14 protein-coding genes, 1 pseudogene and 1 other annotated feature are annotated in these 16,432 nt (G+C 34.5%); of the genes and pseudogenes, 10 read left to right on the forward strand and 5 right to left on the reverse strand.

Annotation, left to right across the window (positions count from 1 at the left end):
* Window positions 1–82 precede the first annotated feature (82 nt).
* Window positions 83–322, reverse strand: a complete 240-nt coding sequence (locus QOS06_RS09710; RefSeq protein ID WP_283595941.1) for a hypothetical protein — start codon at window positions 320–322, stop codon at window positions 83–85.
* A 279-nt stretch (window positions 323–601) separates the two neighbouring features.
* Here QOS06_RS09710 and QOS06_RS09715 point away from each other — a divergent pair, with 279 nt between their 5' ends.
* On the forward strand, window positions 602–1,216 hold the full coding sequence (locus QOS06_RS09715; RefSeq protein WP_283595943.1) for a recombinase family protein: 615 nt from the start codon (window positions 602–604) through the stop codon (window positions 1,214–1,216).
* Between the two features lie 338 nt (window positions 1,217–1,554).
* Here the strand turns inward: QOS06_RS09715 and QOS06_RS09720 are convergent, their stop codons facing one another.
* Window positions 1,555–6,264: a type ISP restriction/modification enzyme gene (locus tag QOS06_RS09720; RefSeq protein WP_283595944.1), complete on the reverse strand. Its 4,710-nt coding sequence runs from the start codon at window positions 6,262–6,264 to the stop codon at window positions 1,555–1,557.
* A 127-nt stretch (window positions 6,265–6,391) separates the two neighbouring features.
* Between QOS06_RS09720 and QOS06_RS09725 the strand changes: the two genes are divergently transcribed.
* The gene (locus QOS06_RS09725; protein WP_283595946.1) at window positions 6,392–6,973 is read left to right on the forward strand and encodes a recombinase family protein; all 582 of its coding nucleotides are present in this window, start codon (window positions 6,392–6,394) and stop codon (window positions 6,971–6,973) included.
* Window positions 6,974–7,044: 71 nt separating this feature from the next.
* Here QOS06_RS09725 and QOS06_RS09730 read toward each other — a convergent pair whose 3' ends face one another.
* On the reverse strand, window positions 7,045–7,281 hold the full coding sequence (locus QOS06_RS09730) for a hypothetical protein (protein WP_098045386.1): 237 nt from the start codon (window positions 7,279–7,281) through the stop codon (window positions 7,045–7,047).
* Entirely contained in the window at window positions 7,281–8,060 is a 780-nt protein-coding gene (locus QOS06_RS09735; protein ID WP_283595947.1) for a ParA family protein, read from the reverse strand. Before QOS06_RS09735 ends, QOS06_RS09730 begins: the two co-directional genes overlap by 1 nt.
* A gap of 971 nt (window positions 8,061–9,031) precedes the next feature.
* On the opposite strand from QOS06_RS09735, the gene QOS06_RS09740 reads away from it, so the two are divergent.
* From QOS06_RS09740 to QOS06_RS09775, 8 genes are all read left to right on the forward strand, one after another.
* Window positions 9,032–9,358, forward strand: coding sequence for a ribbon-helix-helix protein, CopG family (locus QOS06_RS09740; protein ID WP_283595949.1), 327 nt, complete (start codon window positions 9,032–9,034; stop codon window positions 9,356–9,358).
* Between the two features lie 432 nt (window positions 9,359–9,790).
* On the forward strand, window positions 9,791–10,732 hold the full coding sequence (locus QOS06_RS09745; protein WP_283595950.1) for a rolling circle replication-associated protein: 942 nt from the start codon (window positions 9,791–9,793) through the stop codon (window positions 10,730–10,732).
* Window positions 10,733–10,889: 157 nt separating this feature from the next.
* Window positions 10,890–11,124 (forward strand) — a binding site (T-box leader).
* Window positions 11,125–11,339: 215 nt separating this feature from the next.
* Complete coding sequence (locus tag QOS06_RS09750; protein WP_283595952.1) at window positions 11,340–12,146, forward strand: transporter substrate-binding domain-containing protein; 807 nt, start codon at window positions 11,340–11,342, stop codon at window positions 12,144–12,146.
* Window positions 12,147–12,169: 23 nt separating this feature from the next.
* Window positions 12,170–12,829 carry an amino acid ABC transporter permease gene (locus QOS06_RS09755; protein WP_152702939.1) on the forward strand — a complete coding sequence of 220 codons (660 nt, stop codon included), beginning with the start codon at window positions 12,170–12,172 and terminating at the stop codon, window positions 12,827–12,829.
* Window positions 12,822–13,556 carry an amino acid ABC transporter ATP-binding protein gene (locus QOS06_RS09760; protein WP_283595953.1) on the forward strand — a complete coding sequence of 245 codons (735 nt, stop codon included), beginning with the start codon at window positions 12,822–12,824 and terminating at the stop codon, window positions 13,554–13,556. The genes QOS06_RS09755 and QOS06_RS09760 overlap by 8 nt, the downstream gene beginning before the upstream one ends.
* A gap of 20 nt (window positions 13,557–13,576) precedes the next feature.
* The gene (locus QOS06_RS09765) at window positions 13,577–14,308 is read left to right on the forward strand and encodes a GntR family transcriptional regulator (RefSeq protein ID WP_086132271.1); all 732 of its coding nucleotides are present in this window, start codon (window positions 13,577–13,579) and stop codon (window positions 14,306–14,308) included.
* Between the two features lie 13 nt (window positions 14,309–14,321).
* Window positions 14,322–15,173 (forward strand): PfkB family carbohydrate kinase, encoded by an 852-nt coding sequence (locus QOS06_RS09770; protein ID WP_172397159.1) that lies wholly within the window; start codon window positions 14,322–14,324, stop codon window positions 15,171–15,173.
* A 2-nt stretch (window positions 15,174–15,175) separates the two neighbouring features.
* Window positions 15,176–16,165 (forward strand): SIS domain-containing protein, encoded by a 990-nt coding sequence (locus QOS06_RS09775; RefSeq protein WP_086132273.1) that lies wholly within the window; start codon window positions 15,176–15,178, stop codon window positions 16,163–16,165.
* Window positions 16,166–16,334: 169 nt separating this feature from the next.
* Here QOS06_RS09775 and QOS06_RS09780 read toward each other — a convergent pair.
* Window positions 16,335–16,432: pseudogene (locus QOS06_RS09780) on the reverse strand (IS30 family transposase); the annotation flags it as partial.

Below are 16,432 nucleotides of genomic sequence, written 5' to 3' on the forward strand. Positions count from 1 at the left end.
GATTGTACGGTAACACCATTAAAGACCTTGATGGGTTTTTCTGTCCACTTAAATGTTCAACTTAAATTTTACAATCTGCCATTTATTTTTTTAAATACCGTTGATCAAAGTAGAATTTGATTTTTTTATAATCAGAATACTTCTGACTATCGAAATGATTAATTTCTGTTGAGATAAGCTGTTCAAGGTACTCTTGCATTGTGCAACCGTTAATCATTGCTAGTGCATGTATTGAGTCTTTTAGATCCCTCGTTGCTGGGATCGATGAATTAAAATCAAGCGGATTTACTTCATTAAAAAAATTACTGTCATTAAAGTCCATTGGTTGGACTCCTTTCTATATTAGTATTTTGGCAGGTCTGCCTGATGAAGTTCTAAAAAAATTTTTCCGTTTAAAAATTTTTTTAGAACATAATTGGTTGGCCATTAGCTCCTTTCTATTTTTAGAATTACGTAGAAAGCAACATTATCTTAGCGATTATTCTAAGATAGTGTTGCTTTTTACTGTCACGATTAAGTACACCCTAAAGTTACAGACAGAGTTATACTTATAACAATAATTAATATGTCACAATTAAGTGTAACAAAAAGGGTGATAATTATGGCGTTGGTTTTCTACGCACGTGTCTCAAGTAAAGGTCAAAATCTGGATAGACAATTGGCGCGAGCTAATGAAGTTAAAGCAGATAAGATCTTTACGGACAAACAAAGCGGGAAAGATCTTAATCGACCAGGTCTAGAGCGAATGTTCGAATATATACGTGAAGGTGATATTGTTGAAGTCGTTAGTCTTGATCGTCTAAGTCGTGATTACAATGATATTCAGCACTTAGTTCAACGATTAAAGGATAAGAAGGTTAAACTGATTGTTGACGACCTACCGCAGACCAATACTGGTAATCCATTAATTGATCAGTTCATGCTAGATATGATGGTTAACCTCATGGGTTTTGTTGCTCAAAATGAGCGAGAAAAGATTAGGGACCGACAGCGTCAAGGTATCGTTCAGGCTAAACGAAGAGGGGCTTATAAAGGCAGACCTGTAAAATATGCGGCTCAGAGCAAAAATAGAGAAGGAAGATTGGTGTATGAGAAGGTTCGCGATGCAATAACCTCTGGAAATTATAAAAGTAAGGCTCAATTGGCTCGTGAAGTTGGGCTTTCACGTCAGCAACTGTATCGAATTATCAATTCGATTAATAAGGAAGAATATTAAAGAGAGGTCTTAATTAATGATAAAATAATATAGTCGTTCGTCACCCTTGTCATGCAGAGAGGGGGTGAGAGCCATGCACACATTAATCGACAACATATCTCAACTTGTCAATGCACTTATTATCGTGTGGTTTACGTGGTGGCTAAACAACCGTAAACATTGATATTAGTGTAATCGAACGACCCTAGCCACGCAAAAAGCCTTCAGCAACTTAGGACCTTGCTGAAGGCTTTTGTGTTTGTCATGTGCCATGCACTCGACAACATATCTCTATTCATATTATATCATGTACCCAACAATTTACCACTTATAGACCTATTCCAAAGCAACTATATTCTTTAGTCTTCATTCTCAACTTCAAATTTTGGAATTTGATTGATAAGATCAATTGTTTTGAGTGATACATTAATAATTCGTAGCAATAGATTGAAGATGTATTTTGGATCGTCGCTATAATTATTAGGATCGTCAGTGATTCCCGATTTTTTATCAGTTTTGACACGATATTGGTCCATGATCCACTCAATTGCTGATTTTCCATTTACAATGTATTGATAAGCTTTGTCAGGTATTCCTGATATTGTAATTGAATCGTTATAGATGATAGTCGACCTATTATTCTCCAATTTACCATCTGAATTCCGTTTCTTAGCAAATTTCATCTTGGACACCTTATAATCAGGCTTTTCATTATATTTAATGTCAACATCATTATAGACAGGGAACTGCTCGTAATTAAGATGTAGATCTATTAATTGTTTTCCAATCGTTACATACTGTTTAACATTTTTTACTATTGGAATCCTAGCTAAATCTTTATATAAATCATTAGCATATTTTTTTTGGTATTCTTTTGAGTTCAGTAATCCATAAACATAAGCAAATACATCATTCTTACTTAAACCAATCTTCTTAGCAAATGAATCAGTAATATTATTACTATCACTCTGAATAAGTTCTTCCGAATTTAATTCATTGTTGTAACGCATGAAACCTTGACCATTCATGGAAAGCTGATAGTTTGGCTTTTCATTTATTGCCAAAGCTGAGAATGGACGATTAATACCTTTTCCAGTAGTGTAAATTGCTTCGTTTTTAGTTCCCCATTTAGAATAATATTGTCCAGGACGTTCAACAATGTTTCTATCATACATCATCCATTTTTTGGTAAATGGTCGGTACATTTCCAATTGTAAGTAGCTAGCGTTAAATACTAACTTTTTTCCAAGTTTAAACTGTTTATCCAGATTTACGCTCCACTTAATCTTTTTTGCATCTCTCATTGAAGACTTTTTGCCTTGCCCACCGTTTTTTATAACTTCAGCATTGTAATTATCAATAAGCCTTTTAGAGTTGAACAATACTTGATCTTTAGAAAATCCTGAAACCCAAATATCTCTTGCAGTGTTAATGCCGACAGCACTAGATAAGAATGGAGAATCACTATCGCCAACAATTGATGGATACTTTTGGTAATGAGGATCACGTTGATTTAGCCAATCATTGTTTGAATCTGGAATAATCTTTTTCCATTCAATATCTTTAATACTTTGGTAATCGCTAATGATACTAAGCTTCTGTTTACGAGATAGGTAATCACCAATTTCGTGATAGAAAAGTTCATGTTTGTTTGAACTATCTTTTACTAGGATACTAATGGCAATTGGAGTTCGAGTTCCTTGTCCAAATACATTATCTTTCTCTTTCCTTCGTTGTTCACCTTGTGTTCTAGCATTACCACGTAAATTGAAAATATATAGGTGGTTAAATTCTTTATATAAAGCTGCTCGTAAACCATCAGTGCTATTACTATCTAAGTAACTACCATTAGTCACAAAGCCAATTACGCCTTGATTACCAAGGCGATCGCTAGCCCAACGAAAAGCCTTAATATAGCTGTCATAGGAACCTTTGCTTAAGTTAGATTTACTATTTTTAACATAAGTATTTTCAATATTCTTCTCTAACAAAGGATAATGGAGATTTGCATTATCATCATTCGTATCTTTTTGTCCTACTGAATAAGGAGGATTAGAAATAATTACGGTAATCGGTTGTTCTTGTTGTCTCTTTAACCGTTCATTATTCTGTCCTAATAGTTCATCCATAAAGGAGTTTTGCCGTTCTGTGCTCTCAAAGGTATCTGTTAAAACTATACCTTCGAAGGGTTGGTAACCTTTGTCAGGTCCATTCACTTCGTCAAAAACAGCTTCAATGTTAATAGCGGCAATGTAATAGCTAAGTAAGACAATTTCATTAGCGTGTAATTCATGAAGATATTTGCGTAGAATACCGTCAAACGTAACTTTACCTTCGTCCATTTGTTGCTTTAAGAATTCAAGTATTCTTGTAATGAAGGTTCCTGTTCCTGTAAAAGGATCTAGAATATGAACATCTTTATTAACTAAGCCTTTACCGAAATATTTCTTTAATGCGTCATCAACAGAGTGAATAATAAAATCAACTACTTCAACGGGTGTGAAGACAATACCTAATTGTTCAGTTGTATCCTTGAACCCAGTACTAAAGAACTTATCGTACAATGTTACGATTAGTTTCTGCTTTCCTGCAGCATTATCGATACCTGATGCTCGTAATTTAATTGATTCATAGAACGGCTTGAGCTTTTCCTGCTCCTTTTCAAAGCCAAAAACCTTAAAGGCTGAAATGACGTCATTTAGTGATTTAGAAACAACATTATTTTTTACAAAACTGTACTCACCAAAAAGTGCATCAAAGATAGGCTCAGTAATGAGATGTTGAGCCAACATTTCAATCGCATCTTCCTGAGTAATTGTGTTGTTGATGTTGTGGTGAAGGCTATTGAGAAATTTATCAAAGGCCAGTTTAGCTCCTTGGTTACTTTCGATAAGGTCACCAATTCGACGAATATACATGTGTGCAATATCAGACACATCTTTTGACCAATCTTCAAGATAACGACGATCACCAACTTTTTGTACTACTTTACCGTAAAAGGCGTCACGCATCTTTTCAAAACCAAGTGGAAGAGTCATCTGACCATCTTGTTTTTGTTCGGCTTCTATACCATCAGCTTCTGTGACATCTTCATCAGGACTAGAATCAACACCAATAAAATTAATCCGTCCATCTTTTTTCTTGTTCAAATCTAGCTTATTAACTTCTGCATCAAATCGTTCATCAGTGGACCGTAAAGCATTAAGTACTTGCCAAACTTGCTTGTACTTCTTATCGTTATCTAACGCATCGCGAGGATCTACTCCATCTGCAACAACGATTGGCAGAATGATATAACCATATTCTTTTCCCTCTGCACGACGCATGATACGTCCTACAGCTTGCACGATGTCAACTTGAGATTTTTTGGGGCTAAAGAAAATGATTGCATCAAGGTTTGGTACATCAATACCTTCCGTCAAGAAGCGAACATTGGATAATACACGAGCATGATTATCTTCAACACCATCATCAGCTAGCCAGTCAATTTGTTCTTCCTTTTGAAGGGCGTTTAAGCCACCGTCTACGTGGTGAACGTCTACCTGAAAACTGTCAGTTGATTGAGCATCAAGATACTCATTCACAACCGTCTCAAACTCTTCTGAAATAGCTTTGGAGTGTTTAATTGTGTCTGTAAATGCTATGGCACGTTTCATCGGTGCACCAGTAATTTCACCAGTGATTCCATCACGTTTTACCATCGCATTCCAGACACCAATAATCTTACCAATATCATCAACTTTCAATTGATTGTCAGCTGCCATAACACGTTGCATGTCTTTATTGATATATGATTCGTTAACAGCAAGTACAGTAACTTTGTAGTCGGTTAAATATCCTTGAGCTACAGCATCGCCAAATCCAAGACGGAAAATTTCTTTTCCATAGCGTTCTTCATCATCCATTGATGAAACAACAATACTGTTTTCTTCTGCCTTTCTCTTAGCATTGGCATCGTAGATTTTAGGTGTTGCTGTTTGATAAAGCCGTAATTTACCCTTTACATTCTTATTCGAATGGACTTCTGTAAAGGCGCTGTCTTCACCTAATTTTGTTGCACCAGTGGTTCTGTGTGCTTCGTCGGCAATGATTAGGTCAAATTCTGGAATACCTTGTTCTTGTGCCTTGTGGATGACATCGATCGACTGATATGTACTAAATACCACAGTCATTTCATTTCCTGTGTCAATTTGATTGACATAGTTAAAGTTATTTACTAATTCATCGACATTAGTAGTTGGCTCAAAACCAACGTCTTTGGCACCTAATGTGTCATCGTCTTTGCCCTTCTTCTTATTAGCCTTATTATCCGACACAACAGAAAATGATGTCATATGTATATCATCTGAAACATCGTTATTCCAGTTGAATAGTGTTTGTGTCAGCAATTGAATACTTGGCACAAGGTATAATACATAGAATTGATGTTTCTTCTGATCTTTCATCAAAGCTTCAGCAATCTTTAAGCTGGTAAATGTCTTACCAGTACCAGGTGCCATGATTAGCTTTCCGCGATCATGGTTCTTAAAGTAGGTTATCGAGTTGTTAATTGCTGTTTTTTGGTAGTTACGAAGTTTCTTTTGTACTTTTTGCGACAAATTATTTTCTTTTGCAAATGAGAATTTTTTCCAATCAACATCTGCATGGCGCAACTGAGAAAGCCCAATTCTTGTAAATGGTTTTGTATTGTTTTCTAGTGCTGCTTCAGCATTTCTGTTCCATTCATCTGTTGAAGACACTAACATACCAGCAGCATAGTAATCTTTACCTGCCTCAGCAACGAAGGAATTGATGGTATCTTTACCTACTTTACCTTTATAGTACTTTGCTTGAACGGCAGTTAAATTACCTGCGTAGTCTTTTGCTACGATGTCGACTCCTGTGTCTCGTTTTGAAATATGGTATTCAGCTGGGACTTCGCTTAACATCCAAACGTCAGAGAACTTTTGTTTATAAGTTGGTTCGTTCTTAAGATAAGCTACCACCATCTTTTCAAAGGCTGTACCTCTATCTCGCTGGTTATCAAGATTGTTATCTATTTGGTTTACTAAATCATCAAATGTTGCCATTCCTTTTACTCCAATCCAATTATTACTATTTATTATATCAAGTAGTAGAACCTAGTCATTTTGTTTCATCGAATGTTTCATATTTTTCATTTAGACTTTTGTTAAAAATTGAAAGGATATGAAACATATGTCAATGTATGCTTACGTGGCTGGGACTACTAATGATGACATTAACGATAAGGGGTCAGTAGCGTGTCAGATCGATTTTCTGAAACAAACAAATGTGGATTATGATGCTTACTATGTTGACACATTTACTGGCGTGTCTCGAGCTCGGTTCCAACTGCAAAAATTGTTAATGATTGTGAAACCTGGAGATATGATCGATGTCATGGATGTTTCAAACATGATGTCGAATATACGTGAATTATCTTGCTTACTTTATTATCTAGAAGATCTGCAGATTACTATTTATAGTGACGAAGTAGAATTAGATGTGGGGAGTATCCGTGATCAATACACAATCGCGATGATGTGTCGCGCTGAAAAACTAACGATGATGCAACGTGATTTTAATCGTAAAAAAACGTGTCAACTAAAACGTCAGATTGCTTCAATTCGAAGCAAAGAGAATAAACGAGAGACTACACAACAAGATTATCAGATATATAATATGCTAATGAATAGCGACTATAAGACAGTTCAAAAAGCAACAGGATTGTCCAGGTCAACACTTTACCGTCTTAAAAAACGAATTCAAAAACAATAATCAAAAAACAGGTACTACTAAATTTGCATTTTAGTAGTACCTGTTTCTTTTGTATATAGATAGTTGTAGATCTATTTGATATATTTCTTATATTTATCATCGTTTAAACCAATTCTTATTAAATCATCGAATACATCAATCATTTTACGTTCTTCTTCGAATGCGATCAATTTAACGGTTTTATAAGTGCTAGTCCTAATCTGGGCTGTTTTAGATCCTTCTTTCTTTAGCCTGTAAGGACTGGAATCAGTTGATTTCATTGCTTTAGCAGCATCTTTTTCTACATCATCTAAGAAGTCGTTAGCCATTATTTATCTTCTCCAATCCTGTATAAAACTTCCTTAAAAAATAATGTATACATTTCATGTGTTCGTTGATCATGAACATCGTTAGTTTTATGTGTCAAGCCTTCATTTGACCAACGCTTAACTCTTTCTCGATGGTAAATTGAGTTGGCAAAAATAGCATCACCAAAAGTTTTTCTAGCCTCTTTTGCTATTGAAGTATCAGAGTTAGCGCGTTTAGAAACTAGATAAAGAACGATTCCTAATAATTTAAAATTAGCATTATAATCATTTCGAAGTTGTGATAAGTATTTTGCTGTTCTTAAAACGCCTTCGTAACTCGAGCTTTGCGTTTGTAAAACAAGAATAATGTAATCACTGGCGAGTACAGCGTTATTAACTAAAGTGCTGAGGGTAGGAGGTACATCTAAAATGATGTAGTCATAATCGTTTTGTAATGGCTCAAGAAAATGCTTTAATACTAGATTACGATCACGTTGAGGTAATTTTTCAAGAGTTTGGTTCCACAGAGACATATCCCAGTCACCTGGAATTAAATCTAGATTATCGTCTAAATGACATATACTAGGGCGTAGCGATTCTTTTTGTAGTGAATTAAACAAGGAACGTGTAGGAGTAATTGCTCCATAACTATTTTCAAAAAATAATGTAGCTGAAGCCTGTGCATCGAGATCTACTAAAAGTACCTTCTTACCAGCGCGAGAAAAGTGATCTGCTGCCAATACTGAGATTGTGGTTTTACCTACACCGCCTTTAAAATTATAAAATAATAATGTAGACATGGATTGCCTCCTTTGATCGAAATATATAACATAACCTCTTATCTATATATTATTCTTAGGAGTATTTTTTATCAACACAAATTATAAATCTCAAATCATAAATCTTTTATCACTTAAAATAAATCACAAATCACTAATCTTTTGTGATTTTATTTTGTTTCATTTAGCTATTTACTTTGGACTTGATAAAGAGTAATTTAAAGAAGTAGGTAATGAGTTTCTCATGCTTATGTTAAATCTAAATAAATGAAACAAAAGAAAAAGCCTCACCTAGAATTGCAGTTCTAAATGAGGCTACCGATTAACTAAAGCAACTAGTCATCGGGATTGTCAATTTCTTACTATTATTTATTGTAAGAAAGATAGGCACAAATTTCAAGATATTGAAATTTGTCAATTTTAATTAAGTTGAATTCCATAAAAAGTAACTAGCTGCAATTGGTTAGTTGCTTTTTCTTTATCAGAAGCGTACTGATATTAATTTGTGATTGGGTTGCACCCTGCTGGTTACACTCTCGAATAGCACGTGGGATTGAGACGTACAATCCTGTAGTTAACAAAAGGGTATGCTAAACCCTAGGACTTACAATCCTTAAAGAAGTGGCTGGATGTCCAGAAAATGCGACGGACAACCCTACTATTAAGCGATTTTCTCGAGTTTTCGCGATGCTCTGTTTAAAATTAAGTAAAACAGTTGAACAAATCAAACTCTAATAATGGTAGGGGCAAGGGCTGGATGCGCTTAATCTGTCTGAGTTGCTATTATCAATGAGTCTAGTAATGATGATTAGTGGATTGATTGATGATAAGCGACTAGTGTTACGATGTTGCATCATTGCATTTTTGCCACAGATAGGCGAAGTGTAATGATGATGCTACGCAGCTACTTTGTGGGGGTTAAGGTGGAGTAGGCTCTTTTTAATCTGGTCTGCTATACTATTTGTATATACAAATGATGGAGGGGAATAATTATGAATAAGACTGAAGTAGTACTGTTTCGTTGTGATCATCAATTTAAAAATCGATTAGATGAATTAGTTGCTGAGTCTGGTAAAACAAAATCAGAATTTATCAGAGAGTGTATTAAAAATGGTGATGAAATTGTGTTTAAGCAAAAACTAGCTCAAATTAATATCAAACCGGCTAATAAAAATGATATGGATGGTGCATTCAGTAATTTGACTCACGCGTTGCAAAAAGTGATAAGAGTGGATGATCTCCCTAAGGAATTGGTTGTTAGGTTAGAAGATTTAATTTTGGATTTTCAGTCAATCAGGTCAAAAGAAGCCAAGAAATAACTTTTGTATATACAAAAGAACGTTGATATATAGCTGTTTTCATGTATATACAAAAAGGCGGCTATATTTGAAGCTGTAGTGTGTAATTACATGTATTTCAAAAAAGATTAATGTATTATTGCCACTTTTTTGTATATACACTTAGTTGCCTTTATACCAGCGTTTATTTGTATATACATTTTAAGAAATTAGATTTAATTGTGAGATGATCGATACCTAGTCGTTGTATAAAGAATGTTTTGAAGTTTTCTTTCTATTCAATATTAAGTTAACAAAACTCTTTAAAAAGACACTTATTAAGTTAATTTGTAACTTACAATTGTAGTGATAATTGCTTATAATTAACAAAGGTAATTAATAATAAAGATAATAAAAAACTAACCAAATAATTTAATCCTTCCACAATGATTATTTGAAAGGGTGTTTTTTATTATGCACAAATCCAAACGTACTAGATCTAGGGAAATATCTAAGAAACGTAAAGCCGCAATCAAAAAGGGTGATTTAGTAAAAGTAACAAGGTATGGTAAATATACTGAAGTTATGTTTGCTAAATACAAACCGCCTAAGGGTAAAGTTAATATTAGACGTGAACATGGTTCTTTAATCAACAGTAAGACTCACGAGATTATTAACGTCGATCACGCTACAAGTCGCAGTGATTTATTAACGAGTCTTAAACGTTCATTGAAGACCCTAAGTCATTTAATAGCATGTAATTTTAAAGGCGGGAAAGATGAAAAGTTCATTACATTAACGTATTCTGTACCATATCAACTTGATCCTCATGGTGCAAAAAAAGATTGGCAACGATTGTATCAGAATTTTCGTAATAATTATCCGAAGGCGAAGTATGTTGCAATATTTGAGCCTCAGGGGACACTTTATCCAAATGAGGATCAAAAAATGGTGCCAAATTGGCACATTCATATTTTGATTAAAGGAATAAGAGAAGACATTTCACCTAAGCTTAAAAAATGGTGGCGATCACGTGGTCTTTTTAAAGTCAAACCAATCTCTGAGATTAAAACGAATAATTTAGGTATTTATTTTACTAGCTATTCAAAAAATTTAAATCCAGCTTTTATTGATAAGGTGGCTCGTAAAGTGATTCAAGAAAAAGATACTAGCATCTTAGTTGACGATGATAAGGATGTTGCGAAGGGAGCTCGTTTACTTTTTTATCCGCCACGTTTTCGGATTTATGTTACTTCTCAAAATTTGAGACAGCCACAAATTAGTTATGTGCGCTTCGATGAGTTGGATACTTCTCAACTGGGGGAATTAGTATCAGAGTCTACAATCGATATTAAAGATACTCAGACTGGCAAGATTATGAATTCATATGGCTACCTTAACTTTCGCCAAAAATAATATACGAATTGAAAATAGATTATTATATTATGGCAGATTGTAAAAGCTACTAACACGAAAAGGGAAATAATTAAATATGGCTTAATTAAAATTGAATTAAATAAAAATGTTGACTTTCTAATTTTAGGGTGTTAATCTTTTTGATAATCAATTTAACAAAAAGATGTTGATCAAGAAAGATTAGTAATACTTACTTAAGAGAGCCAATGTTTGGTGTAAATTGGTGGACAGTATTATAAAAATCTATCACTTGTGAGTCGTATATCGAAACTTAAGTAGAATATACTGGTAGGCGCCCATTATTGTGTCAGCTAATTGTTGCTTTGCAACTGTTGGTGAAGGTAGTTATTTCACTACGAAAAAAGGTGGTACCACGTGAAAACGTCCTTTTCAATCTCAGCTTTGGGGTTGGTAAGGCTTTTTTTATTTAAAATTTAAAGGTGGTGGTGTAAATGTCAGATAGCGACATTATTAATATTAAAGAAAGTATACTAAGAAACTCTATTAATCATAGAAAGGTGTTTCCTTTTTTGATTAATATTTAATTCATTGTTTAATTTATGACGTTATATAACGTCTTATTTAATAAAAATTGGAGGACTTACCTATGAAAAAGCTTAAAGCACACCGTCTATTTTATGTATTAACTCTTCTAGGAACACTTTTGCTTCTTTTAACCGGATGTGGAAAGTCAAATAAATCATCACTTCAACAAATTAAAGAGCGGGGTACTCTTAGAGTGGGAATGCTCTCTGCTAATCCACCATACGAATCACAGATTCAAAAAAATGGCAAAACGCAAATGCAGGGCGCTGATGTTCTACTAGTAAAGAAAATTGCCAAAAACTTAGGTGTTAAATATGAATTAAAGACAATGGATTTAGATGGACTTTTGCCTGCTTTACAAGCTAAGAAAGTTGATATGTTAGTTACATCAATGGCTCCAACGCCAGAAAGACAAAAAGCGGCTAAGTTTACTGACACGTATTACAAGAGTACCAATGTCTTGGTTGTTCCAAAAGCTAATCTAGCTCAATACAAAAATGCCAATAATTTCAAGCATGCTACCATTGCTGTAGTTAACAATTCATCTCAACAACCAATGATTCATAAGGTATTCCCTAAAGCTACCACTAAGGATCTATCAAAGGTTACCGATTTAGCTTTAGCAGTAAATAATGGAAAAGCTGATGCCTTCTGTATTGACAAACCGACTGCAATTATCCTTCTGAAGAAGAATCCAGAATTAACTATGACTTCATGGCGACACAACGATGGATCAAAAGGTGGTGCTATTGCTCTTCCTAAGGGGACTTCGGATGACCTTGTAAATCGCTTGAATGAAGTAATTCACCAAAACAAGGCACAATATAGCAAGTGGGTTGATCAATATGCACAGAAAGGAACCAACTAACAAAGATTAGAAGGAGTGATTTTATGTTTTCAAATTACTCATTTATTACAGAATATTGGCCATTATTTATACATGGTCTTGTAACGACAATTGAACTTGCAGTTATCTCAATTGTCTTGGGTCTACTATTAGGTATTACCTTGGCTGTGATGAAAATGTCAAAGGCAAACTTACTAAGCTTAATAGCAAAAACGTACATTGGCTTCATTCGTAATACTCCTTTATTGGTTCAAATATATATCGTTTATATTGGCCTTCCACAATTACTGGGATTCTCCGTAAATGACTTTGTAACAGGTATAGTGGCGCTAACCTTGTATTCAGGTGCTTATATTGCGGAAATTATTCGATCTGGTATCCAATCTTTACCGGTAGGGCAAACAGAGGCAGCAGAAAGCCTTGGTATTCCATCATATCGTATTTTATTGGATATCATCTTACCACAAGCATTCAAAAATATTCTTCCAGCACTGGGAAATCAACTTATCGGTAATGTTAAAGATTCATCATTGGTATCAGTATTAGGTATCACCGATGTTATGTTTGCCGCCCAAACAGTTCGTGGTTCAACAGCCTTAGGATTGGAACCCATGATTATTGCTTCTGCTCTTTACCTGGTAATTTGTCTGATTCTGAATCAGATTCTTGCTTTGTTTGAAAGGAGGATGCGTCACGATGCTTGAATTACGTCACGTCACAAAAAAGTTTGGAAATAACACTGTCTTACATGACATTAATCTTAAAGTCCATAATGGAGAGGTTGTAGTGATCATTGGTCCTTCTGGATCAGGGAAAAGTACGTTGATTAGACATATGAATCTCTTGGAACAGCCAACTAGCGGTAAAGTACTTTTCCAGGATAAAATTATTTCAGGGAGTATTTCTAAAAAAGCCCAACAAAGGGTCCACGAAAATATTGGAATGGTCTTTCAACATTTTGACTTATTTCCTCATTTTACTGTTAGACAAAATATTTCGTATGCTCCAAGAGTGGTAAAGCATTTATCAAAATCTCAGACTGATCGACAATCGACGGAATTACTAAAGGAAATGGATTTAGAAAATAAGGCTGATGCCTATCCTGATCAACTTAGTGGTGGACAACAGCAAAGAATTGCAATTCTTCGATCTTTAGCAATGAACCCTAAGGTAATGCTTTTTGATGAACCGACATCTGCTTTAGATCCTGAAATGGTAGAAGAAGTTCTGAAATCGATGAAAAAGCTAGCTAAGAGTGGCATGACCATGGTTGTTGTTACACACGAAATGGGATTTGCACAGGAAGTTGGCAGTCGCGTAGTTTTTGTAGATAGAGGTCACATTTTGGAACAAGGCACACCAGATGAGATTTTTCATCATGCAAAGCACGAACGAACAAAGAACTTTATTTCTAAAATTCTATATACCTAGAATAGAGAGTGTATCTAATTATGTTAGAAAAAAATATTAAGACACCATTATATGAGCAAATTGAGATTGAATTAAAGCGCTTAATCAATGATGATAAATATAAACAAGGTGCTTTAATTGCTTCTGAATCAGAACTTGGCAGAGAGTTTGGAGCTAGTCGAATCACTATTAGACGGGCTATTAGTGATTTGGTTGATCAGGGTTATCTGGTTAAAAAGCAGGGAAAAGGAACTTTTGTCCAAGCAAATATGGTTGAACGTAATTTATTACATCTAGGAAGCTATTCAAATTTTATGAAAAACAGTAGTAAGCATCCTTCTGTACAAATAGTTAAGCTACAAGAAATAGCAAGTACAGATAAAATAGCAGAATTACTAAATATTTTCCCTGGAGAACCAGTTATAAATTTGAAGCGACTAGTTAAGTTTAATAAGGAAGTAAGTGGCTTAGAAAGTGCTTACTATTCTTCAAATAAATTCCCAAAATTAAGAGAAAAAATCACCCCAGATATTTCAATGGCTAACCTATTATCTACTCAATATGGATATAAGGAACAGGGTAGTAATCAGCTATTGAGCTATGTACCAGCTACTAGTGAGTTAGCTCAATATATGAATAAGGTTCCGGGAGAACCTCTATTCAAATTACGTCGTCAAGTAATGGATAAGGAAGTTATTTATGTGACTTTTAACTATTATGACGCATCTACTACCAACTTTGCCATTACATCTGGAAATCAAAGAAAGGAATGATTCTATGAGGGTCTTGGCCATTGGCGATAATGTAATGGACATTTATCTCGATAGTAAGAGAATGTTTCCTGGTGGCAATGCGGTTAACTTCAGTGTTATGGCTACTCGAATACCAGAAATTACTAGTGGGTATCTTGGCAATTTTGGCAGTGATAATTTGGCTGGATTAATGAAAAGTACATTAAAAACATTTAATGTCAACATTGATCATTGTAGAAATTTGAAAGGTGAATCCGGATATTCGCTGGTTAAAGTTGTTAATGGCGATAGAAGATTTCTAGCTAGCAATAGAGGCGGCGTTCTGAATCAAGGAATTAAGATTTCAGATGACAAGGACTATATTAATGCAATGGATTTAATTCATTTAAGTGTTAATGGTAATGGAAAAGAAATAATTAATTACATTAGTAAACCTAAAATTGTCTATGACTATTCCGATTTCTCTAATGAGAATGAAATAACTTTGACTATTGATAATGTAGATCTTGCTTGTTTCTCAGTGGGGAATGTAAGTAAAGATAGAGTAGTTGAACGAGCAAGGCAGCTTCAAAGAATGGGAAATTATCATACTATTCTACTATTTACTATGGGAAAACAAGGGGCAATGGTTTTTGCAAGAAACCGTTGCTATTACCAGCCGGCTCAACTGACTAATCATATCAAAGACACCATGGGTGCTGGAGATTCTTTTATTACTTACTTTAGTACAGGCTTGCTAAGAGAAAATTGGGATATAAGCTCTATTCCTAATATTTTGAAATCAGCTAGTTTATTTAGTGCTAAGCAATTAAAAATAGATGGATCACTAGGAGTAAGTTTTAATATCCCTGGTTTGCAACTAAAAGAATTATGTAAGGAGAGGTAATTATGGAAAAAGAAACAACTCGTCAAGAAGTACAAGAATTAGTAAAAAAAATTGTTGATACTAAAGATGTTAAGTCTTTAGTGTTTATGGGATGTGGAGCATCTTATTCAGAATTATTTGGCGCATATTATTATGCATTACAAAACTCAAAGGAACTTGGTAGTTATTTGCTTGAAGCAAACGAATTTAATTATGATGTTCCTAATTATTTTGGAGAAAATACAGTAGCTGTCATAGCGTCCCTAAGTGGTACAACTAAAGAAACTTTAAAAGCAGTACATAATGCTAAGGAAAAAGGCGCAACAGTTCTAGCATTGACCTTTGCTCCTGATTCACCACTAACTAAAGAGTCCGACTATGTTTTACAGCATAAGTTTTTTGAAAGTTATGCCACAAAGTCTTCTAAACAGAAGGTAGCTCTAACCTTTGCGGTTGAATTATTGCATGCATTAGGTGAAAGTAATAATTATAATGAAATGGTACAAGGATTATCAGTAGTTGATGAGGTTGCCAATGATGCAGCTGCTAGTGTGGATAATGATGCACAAAAATTTGCAGAAAGATATAAGGACGAAGACAAGGTATTTACATTATCATCAGGTTCTAATAGAGGAGTAGGGTATTCAACTGCTAACTTTATCTTTATGGAAATGCAATGGATTACAGGAGTTAATCTTGATAGTGCAGAACTATTTCATGGGCCTTTTGAATTAGCAGTGGAAGAAGCACCATTCCTACTATTTATGTCAGATGGAAGAACACGTCATCTAGACTCTCGAGCACTAGAATTCTTGCAACGTTTTGGCACTAAGTATACGGTTATTGATGCTAAAGACTATTGGCTCGATAGTAAAATGGATGCTTCAGTTGTTGATTACTTTGATCCACTGGTGCTTACCTCAGTAATGAGAAAGTTTGCAGAGTATCTGGGAAAAGCTCGAAAACATCCATTATCAAAGCGTCGCTATATGTGGAAACTAGAAAATTATTAAAGTAAAAGAAGTACCACATAATAGTTAGAAAATAATCTAACTATTATGTGGTACTTTGCTAAGTTACAAAAGAGGAGATGAATTAATCTACTTAGTCAAAAAGAGAAATGGGAAAATTGAATAAATATTTTTTCTAAGTGGCAGATTGCAAGAAATAACTTGAACGAATTTAATGACGTAAATTAAGCAGGAAGATCTCGATTGGTGTATGCCAATTAAGACATTTAAGTGGCCGTGAATTCAGATACCAATTGATTTGAACCAGTT

The sequence above is a fragment of the Limosilactobacillus sp. DJ3M12 genome, from assembly GCF_947381695.1.
Taxonomy (GTDB): Bacteria; Bacillota; Bacilli; order Lactobacillales; family Lactobacillaceae; genus Limosilactobacillus; species Limosilactobacillus kinnaridis.